The 20,218-nt window shown below is 70.1% G+C and carries 18 protein-coding genes; 8 read left to right on the top strand and 10 right to left on the bottom strand.

Annotated elements, in window-relative coordinates; genetic code table 11:
* Positions 1-141: 141 nt before the first annotated feature.
* From HSX43_RS08160 to HSX43_RS08145, 4 genes are read right to left on the bottom strand one after another with little or no spacing between them, the layout of a single operon-like run.
* Positions 142-798: an alpha/beta hydrolase gene (locus HSX43_RS08160; protein WP_179379610.1), complete on the bottom strand. Its 657-nt coding sequence runs from the start codon at positions 796-798 to the stop codon at positions 142-144.
* Positions 795-1,466, bottom strand: coding sequence for a DNA-3-methyladenine glycosylase family protein (locus tag HSX43_RS08155; protein WP_179379609.1), 672 nt, complete (start codon positions 1,464-1,466; stop codon positions 795-797). Before HSX43_RS08155 ends, HSX43_RS08160 begins: the two co-directional genes overlap by 4 nt.
* Positions 1,393-2,112 carry a precorrin-6A/cobalt-precorrin-6A reductase gene (locus tag HSX43_RS08150; protein WP_179379608.1) on the bottom strand — a complete coding sequence of 240 codons (720 nt, stop codon included), beginning with the start codon at positions 2,110-2,112 and terminating at the stop codon, positions 1,393-1,395. Before HSX43_RS08150 ends, HSX43_RS08155 begins: the two co-directional genes overlap by 74 nt.
* A 1-nt stretch (position 2,113) precedes the next feature.
* Positions 2,114-3,127, bottom strand: a complete 1,014-nt coding sequence (locus HSX43_RS08145) for a cobalt-precorrin-5B (C(1))-methyltransferase (protein ID WP_179379731.1) — start codon at positions 3,125-3,127, stop codon at positions 2,114-2,116.
* 84 nt (positions 3,128-3,211) lie between these two features.
* On the opposite strand from HSX43_RS08145, the gene cobA reads away from it, so the two are divergent.
* From cobA to HSX43_RS08130, 3 genes are read left to right on the top strand one after another with little or no spacing between them, the layout of a single operon-like run.
* Positions 3,212-4,066, top strand: a complete 855-nt coding sequence (gene cobA, locus HSX43_RS08140; RefSeq protein ID WP_179379607.1) for a uroporphyrinogen-III C-methyltransferase — start codon at positions 3,212-3,214, stop codon at positions 4,064-4,066.
* Positions 4,067-4,108: 42 nt separating this feature from the next.
* A complete protein-coding gene (locus HSX43_RS08135; protein ID WP_179379606.1) occupies positions 4,109-5,377 on the top strand; it encodes a cobyrinate a,c-diamide synthase in 1,269 nt (422 codons plus the stop codon).
* 52 nt (positions 5,378-5,429) lie between these two features.
* Positions 5,430-6,650 carry an MFS transporter gene (locus HSX43_RS08130; protein WP_179379605.1) on the top strand — a complete coding sequence of 407 codons (1,221 nt, stop codon included), beginning with the start codon at positions 5,430-5,432 and terminating at the stop codon, positions 6,648-6,650.
* 3 nt (positions 6,651-6,653) lie between these two features.
* On the opposite strand, the gene HSX43_RS08125 is transcribed toward HSX43_RS08130, so the two are convergent.
* Positions 6,654-7,301, bottom strand: a complete 648-nt coding sequence (locus HSX43_RS08125) for a LuxR C-terminal-related transcriptional regulator (protein WP_179379604.1) — start codon at positions 7,299-7,301, stop codon at positions 6,654-6,656.
* A gap of 3 nt (positions 7,302-7,304) precedes the next feature.
* On the bottom strand, positions 7,305-9,491 hold the full coding sequence (locus HSX43_RS08120; RefSeq protein ID WP_179379603.1) for a sensor histidine kinase: 2,187 nt from the start codon (positions 9,489-9,491) through the stop codon (positions 7,305-7,307).
* Between the two features lie 202 nt (positions 9,492-9,693).
* Here HSX43_RS08120 and HSX43_RS08115 point away from each other — a divergent pair, with 202 nt between their 5' ends.
* Both HSX43_RS08115 and HSX43_RS08110 read left to right on the top strand, forming a co-directional pair.
* Positions 9,694-10,401 (top strand): hypothetical protein, encoded by a 708-nt coding sequence (locus tag HSX43_RS08115; RefSeq protein ID WP_179379602.1) that lies wholly within the window; start codon positions 9,694-9,696, stop codon positions 10,399-10,401.
* A gap of 1 nt (position 10,402) precedes the next feature.
* Positions 10,403-11,638, top strand: coding sequence for a surface lipoprotein assembly modifier (locus HSX43_RS08110; RefSeq protein ID WP_179379601.1), 1,236 nt, complete (start codon positions 10,403-10,405; stop codon positions 11,636-11,638).
* Positions 11,639-11,691: 53 nt separating this feature from the next.
* On the opposite strand, the gene HSX43_RS08105 is transcribed toward HSX43_RS08110, so the two are convergent.
* The 3 genes from HSX43_RS08105 to HSX43_RS08095 all read right to left on the bottom strand — a co-directional run bounded on the left by HSX43_RS08105 (position 11,692) and on the right by HSX43_RS08095 (position 14,851).
* Positions 11,692-12,963 carry an ABC transporter permease subunit gene (locus tag HSX43_RS08105; protein ID WP_179379600.1) on the bottom strand — a complete coding sequence of 424 codons (1,272 nt, stop codon included), beginning with the start codon at positions 12,961-12,963 and terminating at the stop codon, positions 11,692-11,694.
* Between the two features lies 1 nt (position 12,964).
* Positions 12,965-13,768, bottom strand: a complete 804-nt coding sequence (locus HSX43_RS08100) for a taurine ABC transporter ATP-binding protein (RefSeq protein WP_179379599.1) — start codon at positions 13,766-13,768, stop codon at positions 12,965-12,967.
* A gap of 78 nt (positions 13,769-13,846) precedes the next feature.
* Positions 13,847-14,851, bottom strand: a complete 1,005-nt coding sequence (locus HSX43_RS08095) for a taurine ABC transporter substrate-binding protein (protein WP_179379598.1) — start codon at positions 14,849-14,851, stop codon at positions 13,847-13,849.
* Positions 14,852-15,396: 545 nt separating this feature from the next.
* On the opposite strand from HSX43_RS08095, the gene HSX43_RS08090 reads away from it, so the two are divergent.
* The gene (locus tag HSX43_RS08090; protein WP_179379597.1) at positions 15,397-16,782 is read left to right on the top strand and encodes an aminotransferase family protein; all 1,386 of its coding nucleotides are present in this window, start codon (positions 15,397-15,399) and stop codon (positions 16,780-16,782) included.
* Positions 16,783-16,881: 99 nt separating this feature from the next.
* Here HSX43_RS08090 and HSX43_RS08085 read toward each other — a convergent pair whose 3' ends face one another.
* A complete protein-coding gene (locus tag HSX43_RS08085; protein WP_179379596.1) occupies positions 16,882-17,913 on the bottom strand; it encodes an NADP-dependent oxidoreductase in 1,032 nt (343 codons plus the stop codon).
* Between the two features lie 121 nt (positions 17,914-18,034).
* Between HSX43_RS08085 and pdxR the strand changes: the two genes are divergently transcribed.
* The gene (pdxR, locus tag HSX43_RS08080; protein WP_179379595.1) at positions 18,035-19,510 is read left to right on the top strand and encodes a MocR-like pyridoxine biosynthesis transcription factor PdxR; all 1,476 of its coding nucleotides are present in this window, start codon (positions 18,035-18,037) and stop codon (positions 19,508-19,510) included.
* The gene (locus HSX43_RS08075; RefSeq protein ID WP_179379594.1) at positions 19,507-20,166 is read left to right on the top strand and encodes a phosphotransferase; all 660 of its coding nucleotides are present in this window, start codon (positions 19,507-19,509) and stop codon (positions 20,164-20,166) included. Before pdxR ends, HSX43_RS08075 begins: the two co-directional genes overlap by 4 nt.
* Positions 20,167-20,218: the final 52 nt, after the last annotated feature.

Raw genomic sequence — 20,218 nt, 5'->3', positions numbered from 1 at the left:
GGGCACGCGGCCCCTGTTGCGACGACTATATCTGGGGATCGAAACCAGACAAGCCTCTATATGGGGGCCGGATAGCAAGGGGCTGTGACGGTTTTCTGACGGCGCAGCCAAGCCCGGGCCGCCGGCGCGCCGGTGCGTGCCCTACTCGATCCCGAACACGTCCCGCATGAAGGCGAGCGCGACCTGTAGTCCGTCGGGCGCGATGCCGTGCGCCGTGCCCTTCATCACATGGGCATAGACCCGCTCGAAGCCCGCCGCCTCGAGCGCCTCGGCCGCCTCGGGGAGCGACTGGATCGGGACGACGTCGTCCATGTCCCCGTGGACGAGGAGAACCGGCGGCTTCGACCTCGCGTCCTCCGCCAGATCCTCGGGCTTCAGGAGCCGTCCCGAGAAGCCGACGATGCCGGCAAAGCTCTCGGTGCGCCGGGGTCCGACGTGGAGCGCCATCATCGTGCCCTGGCTGAACCCGAAGAGGATCACCTGCTCGGGGCCAACGCCCTCGGCGGCCATCACATCGGCGAGCCAGGCGTCGAGTTCCTCGACCGCGCGCTCCATCCCGGCCATCGCGTCCTCCTCGGAGGAGCCGTCGATCCAGGGGATCGGGAACCACTGGAACCCCATGGGCGCCCCGGCGCAGGCTTCGGGCGCGTCGGGCGACAGGAAGGCGGTGGCGGGCATATGCGGCATCAGGGGGTCGGCCAGGCCGATCAGGTCGGCCGCGTTCGCCCCGTAGCCATGCAGGAAGATGACCAGCCGTTCCGGCGCATCCGGCCCCCGGCGTTCGTGGCGCAGTGTCATCGGATGCCCTCCCGCTTCTTCATCAGGGCGTAGTAGGCAAAGAGCAGCCGTGCCGCAACCGCACGCCAGGGGGCCCAGGCCTCGGCGAGCGCGCGCAGCTCCTTTTCCTTCGGGCGCTCGGGCAGATTGAGGATGTCGCGTGCGGCCTCCTGCAGGGCAAGGTCGTTCGGAGCGAAGACGTCGGCGTGACCGAGCGAGAACATCGCGTAGATCTCCGCCGTCCAGCGGCCCACGCCGGCGACCTGCGTGAGCGTGGCGATCACCTCGTCCGTCGGTGCATGGCGGAGGGCGTCGAAGTCGATCCGTGCTTCGGCGAGAGAGCGGATGTAGCGGATCTTCTGGCGCGAGAGGCCGCAGGCGCGCATGTCGTCGTCGCTCGCCGCGCGAACGATCGCCGGGTCGCAGAGCCCGCCGGCCTCGCAGCGGGCGACGATGGCATTGGCGGAGGCGACCGAGACCTGCTGGCTCACGATCGCGCCGAGAAGCGCCGCATACCCGTCGGGCCGGCGGCGCAGCGGTGGCGTGCCCGTGCGCGCGAGCGCGGCGGCGAGGCGCGGGTCTTCCCGCGCGAGCCAGGCCGCCCCCTCGGCGACGTCAGCCTCGGTCTCGATGATCCGCCAATTGCCGGGCGTGGGCGTGGACGAAGACGATGGCGCGGTCGATGTCATGGGTTTCCTCTCCGCCCGGGTTCGGGGGCCGGTCGATCATGTGAATGGCAAGCCCAAGGGCGCGGGCGGCGTCGAGCTTGGATGCGTCGCCACCCGCGTTCTTGGTGACGAGATGGGTGATCCCTAGGCGCGCGAAAAGCGCGCGCTCCGCGGGTTCGGCAAAGGGCGGGCGGCCGATGATCCAGTCCACGCCGTCCTGCGGCGGAGCCGGGTCGATGCGTCGGCAGAAGAGAGTGAGACCACGGTTCAGGAAGGGGTCGAGCGACCCCGGGCCTGTTGCCAGAAAGACGCGCGCCCCCGGCGGCAGGGCCGTGGCCGTGGCCGCGGCGGCGGCATCCGCGTGGCGAATCCAGTCGCCCGTCCACGCAGGGCGGGTTAGGCGCAGGTAGGGGACGCCCGCCTCGGCGCAAATGCGGACGGTTCGCGCGGTGATCCGGGCGGCGAAGGGATGCGTCGCGTCGAGGACGGCGGAGACGCCATCGAGCGCCGCGCGAAACCCCGCGTCGCCGCCGAAGCCACCCCGGCGCGTCGGCACGCCGAGGTCGAGGGGGCACGCCGTCGCCCCGGCGAGCGAGGCCAGGACGTCGTGGTGTGCGCAGGCATCGCAGACCGCCCGTGCCTCGGCCGTCCCGGCGAGGATCAGCACCCTACCCCTCACGGGCCAGCACCTCCCCCGACCGGTCGATGACCACCGTATCGACCCGCGCGTCGATCATCGTCTCGACCTGCGCCCGCGCCCGCTTCGCCACGACGCCTGCCAACGCCGGCACCCGAGTCACGGCCTCGAGCGCGGTGTTGCAACCGGTCAGGTCCGCGCCCACCCAATCGGATAGAGCCATGAAATCCACCTGGCTGCGGCCCGAGTGCAGATCCATCGCCCCCTGCGCCAGCTTCGCCATCTTGCCGATGCCTCCGCCCACCGTCACCCGGTCGATCGGATGGCGGCGCAGGTATTTCAGCATCCCGCCCGCGAAGTCGCCCATGTCGAGCATCGCGTGATCCGGCAACCCGTGGAGCGCCTGCACCACCCGCTCCGACGTCGCCCCGGTGCAGCCCGCCACATGACTCAGCCCGTCGGCCCGCGCCACGTCGATGCCCCGATGGATCGAGGCGATCCAGGCCGCGCAGGAGAAGGGCCGCACGATGCCCGTCGTCCCGAGGATCGACAGGCCGCCGGCGATACCGAGCCGGGGGTTCCACGTCTTCGCCGCCAGCGCCGCGCCCCCCGGGACGGAGACGGTGATTTCCACATCCGGCGCGCGCCCGTAGTCGGCGGCGAGCTCCGCTACGACCTCGTCCATCATGGCGCGGGGCACCGGGTTGATCGCCGGCTCCCCCACCGCGATCGGCAGGCCCGGCTTCGTGACCGTCCCGACCCCCTCGCCCGCGCGAAAGACGACGCCGCCGCCCGAGGGCGCGACCGACACCCGGATCTCGGCCCCGTGGGTCACGTCCGGATCGTCGCCCGCGTCCTTCAGGACACCCGCCGTCGCGGGCCCGGGGTTCACGATTTCGAATGTCGGCGTCTCGCCCTTCGGCAGGCGGATCGTCACCCGCGCCGGCACCGCGCCGCCCCACAGCCCCTGCAACGCCGCCTTGCAGGCCGCCGTGGCGCAGGCCCCGGTCGTCCAGCCGCGGCGCAGTTTGGGCGTGTCGTCCATCCGCCCCTGATGCCATGCCGCCCCGGCCCCGCCAATGGTCGCGGAGCGGCTTTTCGCGACGGCCACGGCGGGCCATAAGGAGGCATGGACGACCGACTCCCCCTTCCCGCGGGCCACGCGTGGCCCGAGCTGGAGCCCGGCTGGGTCTGGCTCTGCGGGGCCGGTCCCGGTGATCCGGGGCTTCTGACGCTGCACGCGATCAACGCGATGCGGCAGGCGGACGTGATCGTCTATGATGCGCTTGTGGCCGAGGGCATCCTCGATTGGGCCCCGCAGGCCGAGAAGATCTACGCCGGGAAACGCGGCGGCAAGCCCTCCGCCAAGCAGCGCGACATCTCGCTCCACCTCGTCGAACTGGCGCGTGCGGGCAAGCGGGTGCTGCGGCTCAAGGGCGGCGATCCCTTCGTTTTCGGGCGCGGCGGGGAGGAAGCGCAGACACTCGTGCAGCACGGCATCCCGATCCGCATCGTGCCCGGCATCACCGCGGGAATCGCGGGCCTCGCCTATGCCGGGATCCCCGTCACCCACCGCGACGTGAACCAGTCGGTCACCTTCGTGACGGGCCACGACCGCAGGGGTGACACGCCGACCGCGCTCGACTGGGCCGGGATCGCGCGCGGCAGCCAGGTAATCGTGATCTACATGGGCATGAAGCACATCGAGGAGATCGCCGCGAAGCTCATCGCCGCCGGCCGTGCGCCTTCGGAGCCCGTCGCCGTCACGACGACGGCCACGCTGGAGGAGCAGCGCACGATCGAGACGACGCTCGGTCGCGTCGAGGCCGATATTGCGGCCGCCGGGCTAGAGCCGCCAGCGATCATCTGCATCGGGATGGCCGTGGCCCTGCGGCAGGCGCTCGACTGGCGGGCGCAGGCCGCGGGCGAAGCGCCGCGCAACCTCGACCCGCTCGACCTGCGCCGCCCGGCCGAAGCGGGCTGAGGCGGCGTCCCTGCTTCCAGAACACTCATATCGCGCCGCCCGATGCTGGGCCTGATCCTCGCCGCGCCCGCCTCCGGCAGCGGCAAGACCACCGTGACGCTCGGCCTCCTGCGCGCGCTCCGGAATCGGGGCATGGCCGTGCGGGGCGCGAAATCGGGGCCGGACTACATCGACCCGCGCTTCCACGCGGCGGCCTGCGGACGGTCCTGCCTCAACCTCGATGCATGGGCGATGCCGCCCGAGATGATCGCGGGGCTCGCGGCGGGCGACGGCCTGCTGCTGATCGAAGGCGCGATGGGCCTTTTCGACGGCGCGCCGCCCGACGGGCGCGGTGCCGTGGCCGACCTCGCGCGGCAACTTCACCTGCCGGTCGTCCTCGTGATCGACGCGGCGCGCATGGCGCAATCGCTCGCACCGCTCGTCGCGGGGTTCGCGGCCCATGACCCGCAGGTCCGCATCGTCGGCGTCATCCTGAACCGGGTCGGCAGCGACCGGCATGCCGCCATGCTGCGCCGCGCCTGCCCCCTGCCCGTTCTGGGTGTCGTGCCGCGCGACGCGGCGCTCGCCACGCCGTCGCGCCACCTCGGCCTCGTGCAGGCCGGGGAGCATCCGGACCTCGCCGCCTTCCTCGATCATGCGGGCCGGGTCGTGGGCGGGGCCGTCGACCTCGACGCGCTCTGCGCCCTCGCTACGCCGCTCCCCGATGCAGGCCGCGTGCCCCTGCCGCCGCCAGCCCAGCGGATCGCCCTCGCCAGCGACGCGGCCTTCGCCTTCGCCTATCCGCATCTGGCCGAGGGCTGGCACGCGGCGGGGGCGGAGATCGTCACCTTCTCGCCGCTGGCCGACGAGGCCGCTCCGCCGGCCGACCTCGTCATCCTGCCGGGCGGCTACCCCGAGCTGCACGCCGGCCGGCTTGCCGCCAACCGTCGATTTCTCGGCTCGCTGACGGACCGGGCCGTCTACGGCGAATGCGGCGGATACATGGTTATGGGCGATGGTCTCGTCGATGCGGAGGGCAGGCGCCACGCGATGGCCGGGCTCTTGCGGCTCGAGACCAGCTTTGCCACGCGCCGGCTCCACCTCGGCTACAGGCACCTCGACGCGTCCCACGGACCTTTTCCCGGGACCTCGCTCGGGCACGAGTTCCACTACGCGACGACCCTGCGCGCGGAGGGCACACCGCTCTTCAAGGCCCGGGATGCGGAAGGCACGGCACTGCCGCCCATGGGTCTGCGCGACGGAGCGGCCTGCGGCTCCTTCGCCCATGTGATCGCGCCGGGCGACCCGGCTGCGCGTAGAGGTCGCACGTAAGGGTACAATCCGGCGCTGGCCCTGCCCCCGGACGGGGCCTAGGGTGCCGCCCATGACCGACGCTGCCGCCTCCGCCCTGCCCGACGACACCCGTGCCAAGCGCAACGTGGCCGTGCTCGTCGTGGCGCAGGCCTTCCTCGGCTCGCAACTCGGGATCATCTTCACCGTCGCGGGGCTCGTGGGCATGACCATCGCGCCGACGCCGCTCCTCGCGACCATGCCGATCAGCCTGATCGTCTTCGGTTCGATGACGACGGCCCCCTGGATCTCGCCCCTGATGCAGCGGCGCGGCCGGCGCTTCGGCTTCATGCTGGGCGCGGGGGCCGGGGCGTCGGGGGCCGCGCTCTCGATGCTGGCGCTGGTGACGGGGCAGTTCTGGCTCTTCCTGGCGGGCGCGTACCTGACCGGGATCTACATGTCGACGCTGGGTTTCTACCGCTTCGCGGCGACCGACACCGCCTCGGACAGCTTCCGCCCGAAGGCGATCAGCTACGTCATGGCCGGCGGGCTCGTCTCGGCCTTCATCGCGCGCATGGTCGTCACCTCGACCGAGAGCGCGATGCTCGTTCCCTTCCTCGCCACCTATGCGGCGATCTTCGCGATGAATGCCGTCGGCATGTGGATCTTCCTGCTGCTCGACATCCCGAAACCGCCGCCGCCGGCCGAGGGCGCGGCGCGGGGCCGGACACGGGGCGAGTTGCTGCGGACGCCCGCGATCCTCGTGTCGATCATCTGCGGCATGGTCGCCTATGCGCTGATGAACCTCGTGATGACCTCGACGCCACTCGCCGTGGTGGGCTGCGGCTTCGCGGTGACGGACGCGTCGAACATCGTGATGTTCCACGTGATCGCCATGTACGGGCCGAGCTTCTTCACCGGTCATCTCATCAACCGTTTCGGGACGACCCGTGTCATCACACTTGGCCTGCTCCTTCTCGGAGCGGCCGGGGGGATGGCGCTTTCGGGGGTGGAGCTCGCCAATTTCTACGGCGCATTGATCCTGCTGGGGATCGGCTGGAACTTCGGCTTCATCGGCGCGACGACCATGCTGACCGAAAACCACGCGCCCCACGAGCGCGGGACCGTTCAGGGGCTGAACGATACGCTCGTCTACGGAATGGTGACGCTCGCCTCCTTCTCCTCGGGCGGGCTCATGGGGTCGGCCGTCGACGCCGAGACGGGGTGGGCCGCGGTGAACTACGCTATGGTGCCGTTCCTGGTGCTGGCGCTCGGGGCGCTTCTGTGGCTCCGGACGGCGCGGCCCACGGCCTGACCCTCACATCTTGCGCGGCGGGATCGTGTGCAGCCCCATGCGCGTCGCGTGCCAGGCCGCTTCGGCGCGGCTGGAGATGCCGAGCTTGCGATAGACGGCCTTGATGTAGCCCGCGACCGTCGTTTCCGCGAGGCCGAGCTCGCTCGCCACCTCTCCGTTGCGCAGCCCCCGCGCGATAAGGGCGAGCACCTCCCGCTCCCGATCGGTCAGACGCGCCTCCTCGGCCACCGGGCCGGTCAGGCGGAAATGATCCATGATGCGCCGTGCGATCGACGGCGAGAGCGCCGGCATCCCGTGACTGATCTGCTTGAGCTGCCGCGAAAGGACGCCGGCCGTGTTCTCCTTCAGGAGATAGCCGTCCGCGCCCGCCGAGAGCGCGGAGACGACGGTGGAATCCTCGGCCATGACGGTGGTGACGACGCAGAGCATCCCGGGCTGCGAGCGCTTGATCTCGCGCAGCAGGTCAAGGCCGCTGCCGTCGGGCAGGTTCAGGTCGATTAGGCCGAGATCGAAGGTCTGCCCCAGCGTGTGGCGGGCGTGGGCGAGCGTCGGGGCCTCCACGACCTCGACGCCGGGCCAGGCCTGCACGACGAGGCCCGAGAGCCAGCCCCGCGTCTCGGAGATATCCTCGACGATGAGCGCCCGCCGCATCGGTCAGCGCCCCGCCATGGCGAGCGGCGTGGGCCGCAGGATCGGCAGTTCGATGGCGAGGCGCGTCCCGCCCTCCGCCCGCGGCTCCAGCGCGAACGCGCCGCCGAGCGCCTCGGCCCGGTGCTTGAGGTTGTCGAGCCCGTTGCCGCGGGGTGCATCGGCGGCGATCCCCCGGCCATCGTCCGCCACCGAGAGCGACAGCATCGTCTCGCCCGGAGCCGCGATGACGACCGACAGGCGCGACGCGCCGGCGTGGCGCAGCGCGTTGCCCGTGGCCTCCCGCAGGATCGCTCGGAGCGCGCCAGCGTAGGTGGCCGACAGCTCCACCTGCGGCAGGTCGTTGTCGGACCAATCGAGCGCGACCTCGGCGCTGTCGCAAAGCTCCGACACCTCGGCGCGCAGGTCGGCGACGACCTCGACCAGGGGCGCGTCCGCAGATTTCACGTTCGAGACGATCTCCCGCAGGTCGGTCAGCGTCTGCCGGATCAGCGCGTTCTTGCGGTCGGCGTCGGCCGAATGGAGCGCGCCGAGAAGCTGCACGCCGATGTTGTCGTGGACGTCGCGGTTGATGCGCGTGCGCTCCGCCTGCACGGCGGCGTCGTGGTCGCGCGCAAGTTCCGAGAGCCGGGCGATGGTCTCCTGTAGACGCGCGGCGCGCGCGCGGTCGCGGGGCGCGAAGAGCTTGCGTCCTCCCCCTGTCCACAGCATCCGCAGGCTTGGCTCTCCGGGGTGGACGGGCATGTCCATCGCCACGCCTTCGTCGACGAGCGCGGGCTCCTGCACGGGGGCCGGCGCTCGTTCGATCTCGAGCGGATCGAAGACGCGCTGCAGGAGGTTGCGCATCGTCTCTTCCCGTGCGGCGGGCGTGGTGGCGAGAGCCACGGCACCCGTCGCATCGCCGAGGTCGATCTCCGAGACGCGCGGGCGCAGGCGCGTGCGCAGGAAATCCCGCGCCGGCAGGTAGAGTACGACCACGAGAAGGAGCGCCGCGCTGAACGCCGGCCCGGCGTCCAGGGCGAAGATAGAGATGAGCGCCGCGTCGATGGCGAAGAGGAGGATCACGCCGATCCCGTAGTAGAGCAGTTTGAAAGACCAGTTTCCGAGGTCGAACATCCGGTAGCGGGCCACCCCGATCGTGAGCCCCAGATAGACGAAGAGGAAGAGCAGGAAGGCGTGCCCCTGCCGGATCGTCGGCTCCAGCCCCATGGCGCCCGGTACGGCCATCAGCGCGATGAAGCCGCCGCAGCCGAAGACGACCGAGGCCCCGAACCATCGCACGATGGCCCGATCCTTCGGATCCTTGCGGGTGACCCAGAACTGCGCGGCGAGACCCAGGAGGATGAGCAGCATCTCGATCGCCGTCGACAGGTGCCCGCCCGTGGCCCGACCCTCCCAGACCCCGAGCGGATTGCCGAGGAACCACAGGAAGAAGACCGCGGGCGCGACCCAGATCGCCCAGAGCGGGACGATCCGCCGCGGATAGATCAGGAAGAGAGACGTCATGCAGGCCCCGAAGAGGAGCGAGCCGAAGAGGTTCATGTTCGACCCGATCTGGAACACCGGCCCGGCCAGCGCGAGGTCGCGGGTCGAGTAGACCCCCGCCGGCAGCGCCACGAAGGTAAGGCCCAGACCGGCGAACATGAAGAGCCAGGCGGCCGGGTCGCGGGGCCGCAGGCTGACGACCCAACCGCCGAGCAGGAGGGGCGCGAGGCCGACGAGCATCTGGATCCAGAAGACGCCCGGCAGGCTGGCGAGCGGACGCGTGGGCGCGGCCGTCACCTCGAAGGCCCCGGAATCGGTCGTCAGCGTGACGGGCCCCGCGCGCAGGGCGTCATGCACCTGCCCCTGCCGGGCGTAGAGCGCCAGCATGTCGTCGCGCGTCGGCAGGACGTCGGGCTCCTCGAGGGCATCCGCCTCGGTCAATTCGATGATACCGCCCGATCCTTCGACCGACAGGATCCGGGTTCCCGCGATGTCGGCCGCCGGTCCGCCCGGGTCGGTTCCGAGGATCGCGACGCCGGGGCCCTCCGCGCCGATCGCCTTCTCCAGACCAAGCCACGGCTGCGCGAGCGCCGTCCAAAGGGCGAACCCGAAGGCCGCCACGGCGATCGCCGCCACACCGGCAAACATCGCCTTCGGCCCCATCGCCCCGCCGCCGGTGCCGTCGATCGCGGCCTCGCTGTCACTCATTCCAACACGTCCCGTTCCGTTTTGGGCAATGTGGCGTCAATCCCGGCCCGCCGGTCAAGTCTTTCGCGCGGATCCCGCCTTCAGCCTCCCCCCGAAACAGGGGGTCGCACCCCTTTCGGTTTTAGGCGCTTCCTTCCGGCGGGTGTCGACGGACGGGAACGGTCCGCGGCGAAGCCCGGTTCTGTAACGAGGAGTTTCCACGATGTTGACGACCTTTTGCCGCCTCGGTGCGGCCACGGCAGCGCTGACCCTTCTGGCGGCCTGCAACACCAGCAGCGGCGGCGGAGCCGGCGGCCCGGGCGGCGGGCCTGGCGGCGGCATGGGGACGAGCGACCCGACGCACAACGCCGCCTTCACGGCCGAGAGCCGCGACGGGGCGACGGCTTCGATGCCAACGAGCTTCAGCGGCACCTTCAACGGATCGGTTCAGGCGCAGCTGCGCAGCACCGACGGCTCGAACAGCCCGCTCGGGCACGCGACCGGCGACCTGCAACTCACCGCCGACTGGACCGACGGCCAGGCCGGGCCGGCCTTCACCGGCACCGCGTCGAACTTTGAGGGCGAGGTCGAGGGCACCGCGACCGCCTGGGACGGCACGCTCAACGTCGACCAGACGGCCGGCGTGAACAACATCCTGCGTTCGGCCACCTGCGGCACGCCCGGGCTGCCGACCTGCGGCACGAACGGCACGACATCCTCCCAGCGGATCGGTGCGGTAACCGTGCCGCTCTCGGGCAACCTGCAGGTCGCGGGCGGGACCGCCGGCGGCAACAGCAACCTGCTCCTCGCCGGGAGTGTCTCCGACGATGAGGACGGCATGTTCGGCGGCACCGGCGGCCGGTTCATCCTGCCCGATGGCACGATTGCCGCCGTCGCGGGCGAGGACAGCACCTGGTACGTGGAACGCTGACGTGACCCGCTTGCGATCCGCCCCGGTGGCCCCGCGCCGCCGGGGCGGGTCTCCGCTCCGCCGCTGGCTCGCCGCGGCGCTCCTTGTCCTGACACTCGCCGATCCGGTAGCGGCGCAGGGCGTGGATGCGCGCCTGAGCGACGCCGCCGCCCGCGTCGAGGCGGGCGACCTCGCCGGCGCGCTCCCGCTGCTGGAGGAGGCCGTGCGCGCCGATCCGGGCAATACCGTCGCGCGGCTCGAGCTGGCCAGCGTGCTTCTGCAACTCGGTCAGGGAGCGCGGGTGCGTTACCATTTCGCGCTCGCCCGGGGCGGCCGCCTCTCCCCCGAGACACGGGCCGTCGTCGACGGGCTTCTGGCCGGGCTGCCCCTGCGCCCCGGGTGGCAGGGATCGCTCGGCTTCGCCCTCGCGCCCGAGAGCAACCCGGCGCGCGGCTCCACCGGTTTCCTGATCGTCAACGGCATCCCGATCGAGATCGGAGCCGCCGGCGCGGGCGAGTCGGGCAAGGCATTCCGCGTACAGGCAAGCCTCGACCGGCAGCAGCCGCTTTCGGCACGCACGGCGCTCGTGTTCGGGGCCAGCCTCGGCGCGGAGTTCAACACCGGTCGCCTTGCCGATGTCGTCACGCTTCGCCCCCGTGCCCGGCTGCGGCTTATCCGGGGGGCGAGCCGGACGGACATCGGCCTGCGCTGGACGGAGCAATGGGCCGACGGCACCGGGCTGGCCTCCGGGCCGGGGCTCACGCTCGCGCATAGCCGACCGCTCGGGCGGCGCGGCACGCTCGTCTTCAATGGCACCGCCGACGATCTGACCTACGGCGCGAACCCCGGGCTCGACGGCGTGAATGCGACGGGCACCCTGCGCTACATCCACGCGCTCTCGCCCGCCACGCGGCTTTCGGTCGGAATGTCGGTCACGCGGCGCAACGCCGCCTCTGCCGCGTCGAGCTTCACGGCCGTGCGGCACTCGGCCGGTGTTTTCCACAGCTTCGCAGGCGGTCTGACACTCGGGCTGACGGGTGCGCGCACGCGGACCTGGCGCGACGCGCCCATGCCGCTCTTCGGGATCGTGCAGCGCGACACGCGCGACGAGGTCTCGCTCACGGTTAGCCACTCGCGACTGGCGGTGCGGGGCTTCGCGCCCACCCTGACAGTCGGGCACGAGACGCAGGCGAGCTCGATCGCGCTCAATGACTACGACAACAACCGCCTCTCCCTCGGGCTGACGCGGCGGTTCTGAAACGAAGAAGGGCGGCCCGTAGGCCGCCCCTTTCGTCCATCGACGCTCCGCCGTCAGCTGCGGCCCTTCCAGGGCACGAGCCAGTTTTCGAGCTTGCGCATCAGGATGTCGATGCCGAAGCCGATGATCCCGATCAGGATGATCCCCATGACCACGATATAGGTCTGCTGAAACTTCGAGGCCGTGGTGATCATCATGCCCGCGCCGACGTTCGCCGCCACCAGTTCGGCGGCGACCACCGTGCCCCAGCAGACGCCCATCGCGACGCGCGCCGCAGTGAAGATCTCCGGCAGGGAGTTCGGGATGATGACGTGGCGCAGGATCTGCCACTTGGAGGCCCCGAGCGAATAGGCCGCGTGGACCTTGGTGATGTTCACGCCAGAGACCCCGGCCCTCGCCCCGATCGCCATGATCCAGAGCGCGGCGAGGAAGAGGAGCACCACCTTGCCGGTCTCGTCGATCCCGAACCAGATGATGACGAGCGGAATGAGCGCCAGCGGCGGCACGGGACGCATGAACTCCACGATCGGGTCGAACCAGCCGCGGAACCAGTCGCTGAGGCCCATCGCATAGCCGAGCGGGATTCCGATGATGGCCCCCACGATGAAGCCCGCGAGCACGCGGAAGAGAGACCAGCCCAGGTGCTCGACCAGGGTGAAGTTGCGGTAGCCCTCGCTCGCCACCTCGGTCAGCGCCTCGACCACGCGCTCCGGCGACGGCAGGTAGAGAGGCTGCATCTGGAAGCCCTGATAGGGGACGAAGTTGAGGCTGCCGCGGTCATTCATCGTGATCCGGCCGTCGGCGACGCTCACGCTCTGGTTCGGGCCGATGGGCTGACCGTCGATGGCGACGATCTGGTAGCCGTCGGCATCCCCGCCCTCGTCGTTGCGCTCGGGGCGCACGATCTTGGAGCGGTAGATGCCCACCCGGTCGGCATCGTTCCGGGCGAAGCCGTCGCCCTCCTCGACCTCCGGATCCTCGACGTCGGCCCCGACCTCGTGCACCCGCACGGTGACGGTGGCGTCGTCGGTCTCTCCGGCGGCGTTCTGCGCGGTATAGGTGAAGCTCGTGTCGCCCTTGAAGGGGCCGGGAACGTGGAGGGGCGAGATGACCGAACCGGTGAACGCCCCCCAGATGAGGAAGAGCACGACCACCGAGATGACGGAGGCCCAGCGGTTCGGGCGCACCGCGCTCTCGTCCCCGAAGGTGACGGTCTTGAGCGAGGTGAAATCCTTCGGCTTCGACTTGGCGGTGATCAGGTTGACCACGAACATCGAGCCGACGAAGAGCGCGGCATAGACCGCGACGATCAGAAGTCCGGTCATGTCAGGCGTCCTCCGTCCGGCCCATGATTTCTTCCTCCATCTCCCAGATCATCGACAGGATCTCTTCGCGGGTGGTGGCGAATTCGGGATGTTTCTTCACGTCGCGCAGATCCTGGTTCACGCCCAGTTCCGCGAACGGCAGGCGATATTCCTTGTGGATGCGCCCGGGTCGCGGCGCCATGACCAGAAGCCGCTCGCCCAGGAGCAGGGCCTCCTCGACGGAGTGGGTGATGAGGATGATCGTCTTGCCCGTCTCCTTCCAGAGCTTCAGAACGAGGCCCTGCATCTTTTCGCGGGTCAGCGCATCGAGTGCGCCGAGCGGCTCGTCCATCAGGATGACGTCGGGCTCGTTGGCGAGGCAGCGGGCCAGCGCCACGCGCTGCTGCATCCCGCCCGAAAGCTCGTAGATTGCCTTGTCCTTGAAGTCCTTGAGACCCGTGATCTCCAGCAGATGGTCGGCGCTCTGCCGCCGCTCGGAGACGGGCGTGCCCTTCATCCGGGGGCCGAACTCCACGTTCTCGCGCACGCTCATCCACTCGAAAAGCGCGCCCTGCTGGAACACCATGCCACGTTCGGCGTCGGGGCCGGTAACCTTGTGACCGTTCAGCACGATCTGGCCTTCCGTGGGCGCGAGGAAGCCGGCGACGATGTTGAGGAGCGTGGTCTTGCCACAGCCCGAAGGCCCGAGCACCGACATCAGTTCGCCGTTCTTGAGGTCAAGAGAGACGTCCTTGAGCGCCTGCACGAACGAGCCGTTGGGCAGGTCGAAGCGCATCGAGACGTTGTCGATCGTCAATCCGGTCATTCATGTCCCTTCCGGGCCGTCTCGTGCGCGGCCCTGGTAACGTGTCGGGGGCGGCCCCTTGGCCGCCCCCCGTTTCGCTTACATGTTGCTCGCTTCGGTGAGCGGGCCGGTGTTGATGACGTCCTCGTAGCTGTCGAGCGCCGACGGGATCGACCCGGCCTCGACGAAGACGTCCGCCACGCCCTTCATGAAGGTGGCCGCGTTGCCGCCGAACCACGTCTCCGAGAGCTGTTCCTCGATCGTCGGGAAGGCGAAGGTCGAGATGTTGCCGCGCGCGGCCTCGAGCTCCTGGCCCGATTCTTGGGCGATGATCTCGAGCATGGCCTCGTCCTGGGTCTCGGCCCATTCGGCGTTGGCGTCGGCCGTCACCTTCAGGAACTTGGCGACGAGCTCCGGGTTCTCGGCCACGAACTCGGCCGGCGCGGAGGTCACGTCGAACACGAGGATGCCGAGCTCTTCCTTCTCGGCCCCGGTCAGGAGGACATTGCCATGCTCCTTCATGGTGTTCAGACCGCCGCCGAAGCCGCAGGCCCAGTCGACCGCACCCTGCGCGAGCGCCGCGGCACCCTCCGGCGGAGCCATGTCGACGACCTCGAGCGAGGCGAGGTCGATGCCGAAGTGGTCGACCTGGCGCAGGAAGCCGTAGTGCGCCGCGGTGCCGAGCGGCACGGCCACCTTTGTGCCCGACAGGTCGCCCGCGTTCTCCTTGGTCACGTCGAGGGCAGCCCCGGCGACGCAGTTGTCGTTCTCCGAGTAGCTGACCGCCACGTCGACGACCTGCAGGTCCTGACCGGCGGAGGCGGCGACGACGAAGGGCGGCACGCCCTGGCTCACGGCCAGCTGCACGTCGCCGGCGGCCATGGCGGCCGACATCGCGGTCCCGGTGTCGAAGCTCACCCAGTTGACCGTGACGCCGAGTTCCTCGTCATAGGTGCCGCGGTTCTTGGCGGCGAGCATGGGCATCGGCCACTCGAGGAAATAGGCGACCGTGATCTCCTCGAGGTGACCGTCGGCCAGCGCCGCCGGACCCGTCGACATCAACGCCGCGGCCGCGGTCATCGTGGCGAAGGTAAGCTTTTTCATTCGTGGTACTCCCAGTTGGTGTCGGGACGGTTCGCCCGCCCGATCGTTTTCCCGCCCTCGCGGACAGGTATGGACGCGGGGAACAGCCCGCATGTCGCGCGCCGCAATCTCTCTCCCCGCCAGAAACTCTGGCACCGGGGTCGGCGAAAGGCCAGCCCCGCCCCGCGGCTCCGCATCCCGGAGACCGACGGCTCGAATTTGGCGACCGGATCCAGACCCGATGACCGCACCCCAGCCGAAGGACCGGACGCGCGCCGGGCGGAGTGCTCCGTGGTCCGACCGAGCGTTCCGCCCAAGGCTGCAAGGGATACGGCGTGGTTCAAGGCGTCTCCGGCATGTCCTTCCGTCGCAACGACAGCGACGTCAAAAACCATGCGGTGGGATTCGGCACACGGCAACAGGCGCGACAATCTGGCTATAGGACTGCATCCGCACTGGCCCTATCGTGAGCCGAGAAAGCATGGATTCTGGGCAGGAGTGCAACAGAAGCACCCCTTCTTTCTAAAGACTGCCTGCCAGCGTCCCATCCCGGGAGGATGAACCCAATGGACAACATGACCCCCAACGACATGACCGCCATCGTCGAGGCCGATCGCGCCCACGTCTGGCATCACCTTCTGCCCCACAAGCCGCTCGAGACCAACGACCCCCGCATCATCGTCGAGGGCAAGGGGATGCGCGTCTGGGACCAGAAGGGCAAGGAGCATCTCGATGCCGTCTCGGGCGGTGTCTGGACGGTGAACGTGGGCTACGGCCGCGTGGAGATCGCCGACGCCGTACGCGACCAGCTCGTCAAGATGAACTACTTCGCGCAGTCGGCGGGCTCGATCCCCGGCTCGCGCTTCGCCGAACGCCTCATCTCCAAAATGCCGGGCCTCACCCGCGTCTTCTATGCGAACTCCGGCTCGGAGGCGAACGAGAAGGCCTTCAAGATGGTCCGCCAGATCTCGGCGCGCCACCACGGCGGCAAGAAGCACAAGATCCTCTTCCGGCACCGTGACTACCACGGCACCACGATCACCACGCTCTCGGCCGGCGGCCAGGAGCATCGCAACGCCCAGTACGGGCCCTATACGCCGGGCTTCGTCTCGGTGCCGCACTGCCTGGAGTATCGCGCCCACGAACAGGGCCTGGAGGGCGACGACTACGGCGTGAAGGCGGCCGACGCCATCGAGGAGGTCATCCTGCGCGAAGGCCCCGACACGATCGGCGCGCTCTGCCTCGAGCCGATCACGGCGGGCGGCGGCGTGATCGTGCCCCCCAAGGGCTACTGGGAGCGGGTGCAGGAGATCTGCGCCAAGTACGACATCCTGCTGCACATCGACGAGGTCGTCTGCGGCGTGGGCCGCACCGGCACCTGGTTCGGCTACCAGCACTACGGGGTGAAGCCCGATTTCGTGACCATGGCCAAGGGCGTCGCATCGGGCTATGCGGCGATTTCGTGCTGCGTGACCTCCGAGCGCGTCTTCGAGATGTTCAAGGACGATCCGAACGATCCGCTCCACTACTTCCGCGACATCTCGACCTTCGGGGGCTGCGCCGCCGGTCCGGCCGCCGCGCTCGCCAACATGACGATCATCGAGGACGAGGGCCTGCTGGAAAACACCACGGCCATGGGCGACTACATGCTCGACCAGCTTTCGGCGCTTCAGGACAAGCACGCCGTCATCGGCCAGGTGCGCGGCAAGGGCCTCTTCCTCGGCGCGGAACTCGTGCAGGACCGGACCACCAAGGCGCCCGCGGACGAGAAGCACGTGCAGGCCGTCGTCGCCGACTGCATGCAGCAGGGTACGATCATCGGGGCTACGAACCGCTCGATCCCCGGCTACAACAACACGCTCTGCTTCAGCCCCGCGCTGATCGCCACGAAGGACGACATCGACGAGATCATCGCCTCCGTCGACGGAGCCCTGGGGCGCGTGTTCGCCTGAGCGCTGCAGCCCCCTCTTCCGCCCGGAAGGGGGGCACTTACCTTGAATGTGCCGTCTCCCCCTCCGACCCGGAGGGGGATCGAGGGGGAGGGCTCCCCCTCAACCCACCCGCACCACCATCTTCCCGAAGTTGCGCCCCTCGAGCAGGTCGAGCAGCGCATCCGGCGCGGCCTCCAACCCCTCGACCACCTGTTCGCGATACCGGACCTTCCCCTCCTGCAGCCAGCCGGTCATGTCCTTCAGGAACGCGGCATGTTCCGTCGGGCCGAAGGTGTCGAAGATGATGAAGCCCTGCATCTTCACCTTCTGGCGCAGGAGCGTGCCGAGGATCTGGGGGCCGCGGTCGGGGCCGTCGGGCAGAGTGCTCAGGTTGTACCACGCCACCATCCCGCAGACGGGGACGCGGGCGAAGGGATTGAGAAGCGGCAGCACGGCATAGAGCGTGCGCCCGCCGACGTTCTCGAAGTAGACGTCGATGCCCTCCGGGCAGGCGGCGGCAAGCTGGGCCTCGAAGTCGTCGGACCGGTGGTCGATGCAGGCGTCGAAGCCCAGCACCTCGACCGCATGCGCGCATTTCTCCGCACCGCCCGCCACGCCGACGGCGCGACAGCCCCTGATCTTCGCGATCTGCCCCACGGTCGCGCCCACGGGCCCTGTCGCCGCGGCGACCACGACCGTCTCGCCGGGCTTCGGCTCCCCGATGTTCAGAAGCCCCGCGTGCGCGGTGAAGCCGGGCATCCCGAGGATGCCGAGGTGCCAGGACGGATGGGCCGGATCGCGCCCGAGGTTCATGACCTGGCTGCCGTCCAAGACGGCCCAGTCCTGCCAGCCGCTGCCGGCAAGCACATGGTCGCCCGGCGCGAAGCCGTCGACGTCGGAAGTGACGACCTCGGCCACCACCTGCCCCGTCATCACCCCGCCCAGCTCCACCGGCGCAGCGTAGGATTTCGCGTCGTCCATCCGGCCCCGCATGTAGGGGTCGAGCGAGAGCCAGACAGTCCGCAGCAGCATCTCCCCTGCCCCGGCTTTGGGCACCGGCCCGGTCTCGAGGCGCAGGCTATCGTCGTCGGGCCTCCCCTTCGGACGGTTGGCCAGGACGATGCGGCGGTTCGTGTCTCGGGTCTGGGGCATGGGATCCTCGGGGTCGTCGGGTGTGTCCATTTCCCACCTTAAGGCGCGGTTCGCCACCGCCAAGCCCCGGCCCGACGATCGCGACTTCTAAGTCCAGCGCGCGACCGCTATAGGTCCAGCCATGGCCATCGCCGTCGAACAGTTCTTCCTCGACCCGAACTACCGGGGCACGCTCCAGCGGCAGCTGCAGGAGATCGTGACCGGCGCGATCCTGGCCGGCCGCTTCCGCCCCGGCGAGCGGATGCCCTCGTCCCGGGGCCTGGCCCGACACCTCGGCATCAGCCGGATCACCGTCACCCTCGCCTATACCGACCTCGTGGCGAACGACTATCTCTCGGCGCGCGGGCGCTCGGGCTACTTCGTGTCGGAAGGGGCCCCGCGCCCGCCGAGCTTCCCGACGCCCGCCCGCCGCGAATCCCGCGTCGACTGGTCCCGCGCCATCGGGCAGCGCATTCCGCCGTCGGCCGCCCTTCGCCGCCCGGACGACTGGCGCGGCTATCGCTATCCCTTCATCTACGGCCAGACGGACGCGCGTCTCTTCGATCATCAGAACTGGCGCAAATGCGCGCTGCAGGCCCTCGGGGCCCGCGATTTCGCCACGCTGACCGAAGACAGCTACGGCCGCGACGACCCGCAGCTCGTGGATCAGATCATCCGCCATATCCTGCCGCGCCGGGGCATCGTGGCGGACCCGTCGGAGGTGCTGGTGACGATGGGCGCGCAGAACGCGCTCTGGATGCTGGCGCAGGTTCTCCTGACGCAGCGGCGGACGGCGGTAATGGAGTTTCCCTGCTACCCCGCCCTGCGCGAGATCCTCGAACAGGCGCGGTGCAGCACCCGCGACGTGCCCGTCGATGCCGAGGGCCTCCCCCCCGAGGCCGTGCCGGCGGAGGCCGATGTCGTCTTCGTCACCCCCTCGCACCATTGCCCGACCTCGGCGACGATGCCGGTCTCGCGCCGCCGTGCCCTCCTGGAGCGGGCCGAGCGTGACGACTTCCTGATCGTCGAGGACGACTACGAATTCGAGCTGGCCTTCACCAGTTCGCCCTCGCCCGCGCTCAAGTCGCTCGACGAGGCGGGGCGCGTGGCCTACCTCGGCAGTTTCGCCAAGTCGCTCTTCCCCGGCCTGCGGCTCGGCTATGTGGTGGCCCCCGAGCCGCTCGTTCGGGAATTGCGGGCGCTGCGCTCGCTCATCGTGCGCCACGTCCCGGGCCACATCCAGCGCGCGACGGCCTATTTCCTCGCGCAGGGCCACTATGACGCGCAGGTCCACAAGATGGCGCGCGCCTACCGCGAACGCCGCGCCGTCACCGAAGTCGCCATCGGGGCACAGGGCCTGACCCTTGCCGGTGCCAGCAGCTTCGGCGGCTCGTCGTTCTGGATGCGTGCGCCCGAGGGCGTGGCGGCGGCGACGCTGGCCGACCGTCTGCGCGCGCGCCAGGTGCTGATTGAGCCCGCGGGCCCCTTCTTCGGCGAAGGCCGCGACCCCGGCACGCATTACCGGCTCGCCTATTCCTCGATCCCGGTCGCGGACATCCCCGAAGGCATCCGCCGTATCGCCGAGGAGGGCGCTGGCCTCGCGCGCGCCACCGCTTGACCCCCGATCTGTCCGACTGGGGCGCGGTGACGGCGTTGCAGCCCATCGCAGGCGGGGCGCGGCGATCGGTCTGGCGCGGCAGGCTCAACGGCCGGGAGATCGTCGCGAAGTCTCCCGCCCTCCCCGAGCCCTCCCTGTGCTGGCAACTCCGGGTCGAGACGCTCGCGCGGCGCGCGGGGTTCGACACGCCCGGCCTCTTGCCGACACGGTCCGGTGCCCTCGCGTCCGCCGGCTGGACGGTCGAGCCGTTCCTCGCGGGCGCGCCCCTGTCGCCGACGGCGATCCCGCCGCTCCTGCTCGTCCGCTTCCACGCGGCCTGCGCGGGCGTTCCCCGGCGTCCGGGACGCCGGGCGCGCCGCCTGCCCGGTCGATGGGATCGGCTCGCCGCGCCGAGACGGCCCGCGGGACCGGTCGGGGTGATCCACGGCGACCTCCATGCCGGGAATCTGTTGCGCCGTCCGTCCGGGCGCATCGCGCTTCTCGACTGGGAGGAGGCCCGGATCGGCCCGCGTCTCCTCGACCTCGCGGCCTGCAAACCCGGTTTGCCACGGGCGCTTGCGGCGCAGATGCGCAGCGAGCTCGCGGCCTGTGCTACATCGGAGCCGCACCATGCAAAGCGTCTCGCCCGCGCCCTTCTGGCCCGGAACTGGCCTTAGGCCACAAGGGGCGCTGGACCTAACGCAGACTTGACTTGAGCCGTATCCTTCA

It is taken from the genome of Jannaschia marina, assembly GCF_013404595.1.
In the GTDB taxonomy this organism is placed as follows: Bacteria; Pseudomonadota; Alphaproteobacteria; order Rhodobacterales; family Rhodobacteraceae; genus Jannaschia; species Jannaschia marina.
The sequence above is the reverse complement of the archived record's forward strand: the minus strand, read 5'-3'. Positions and strand labels throughout refer to the sequence as shown.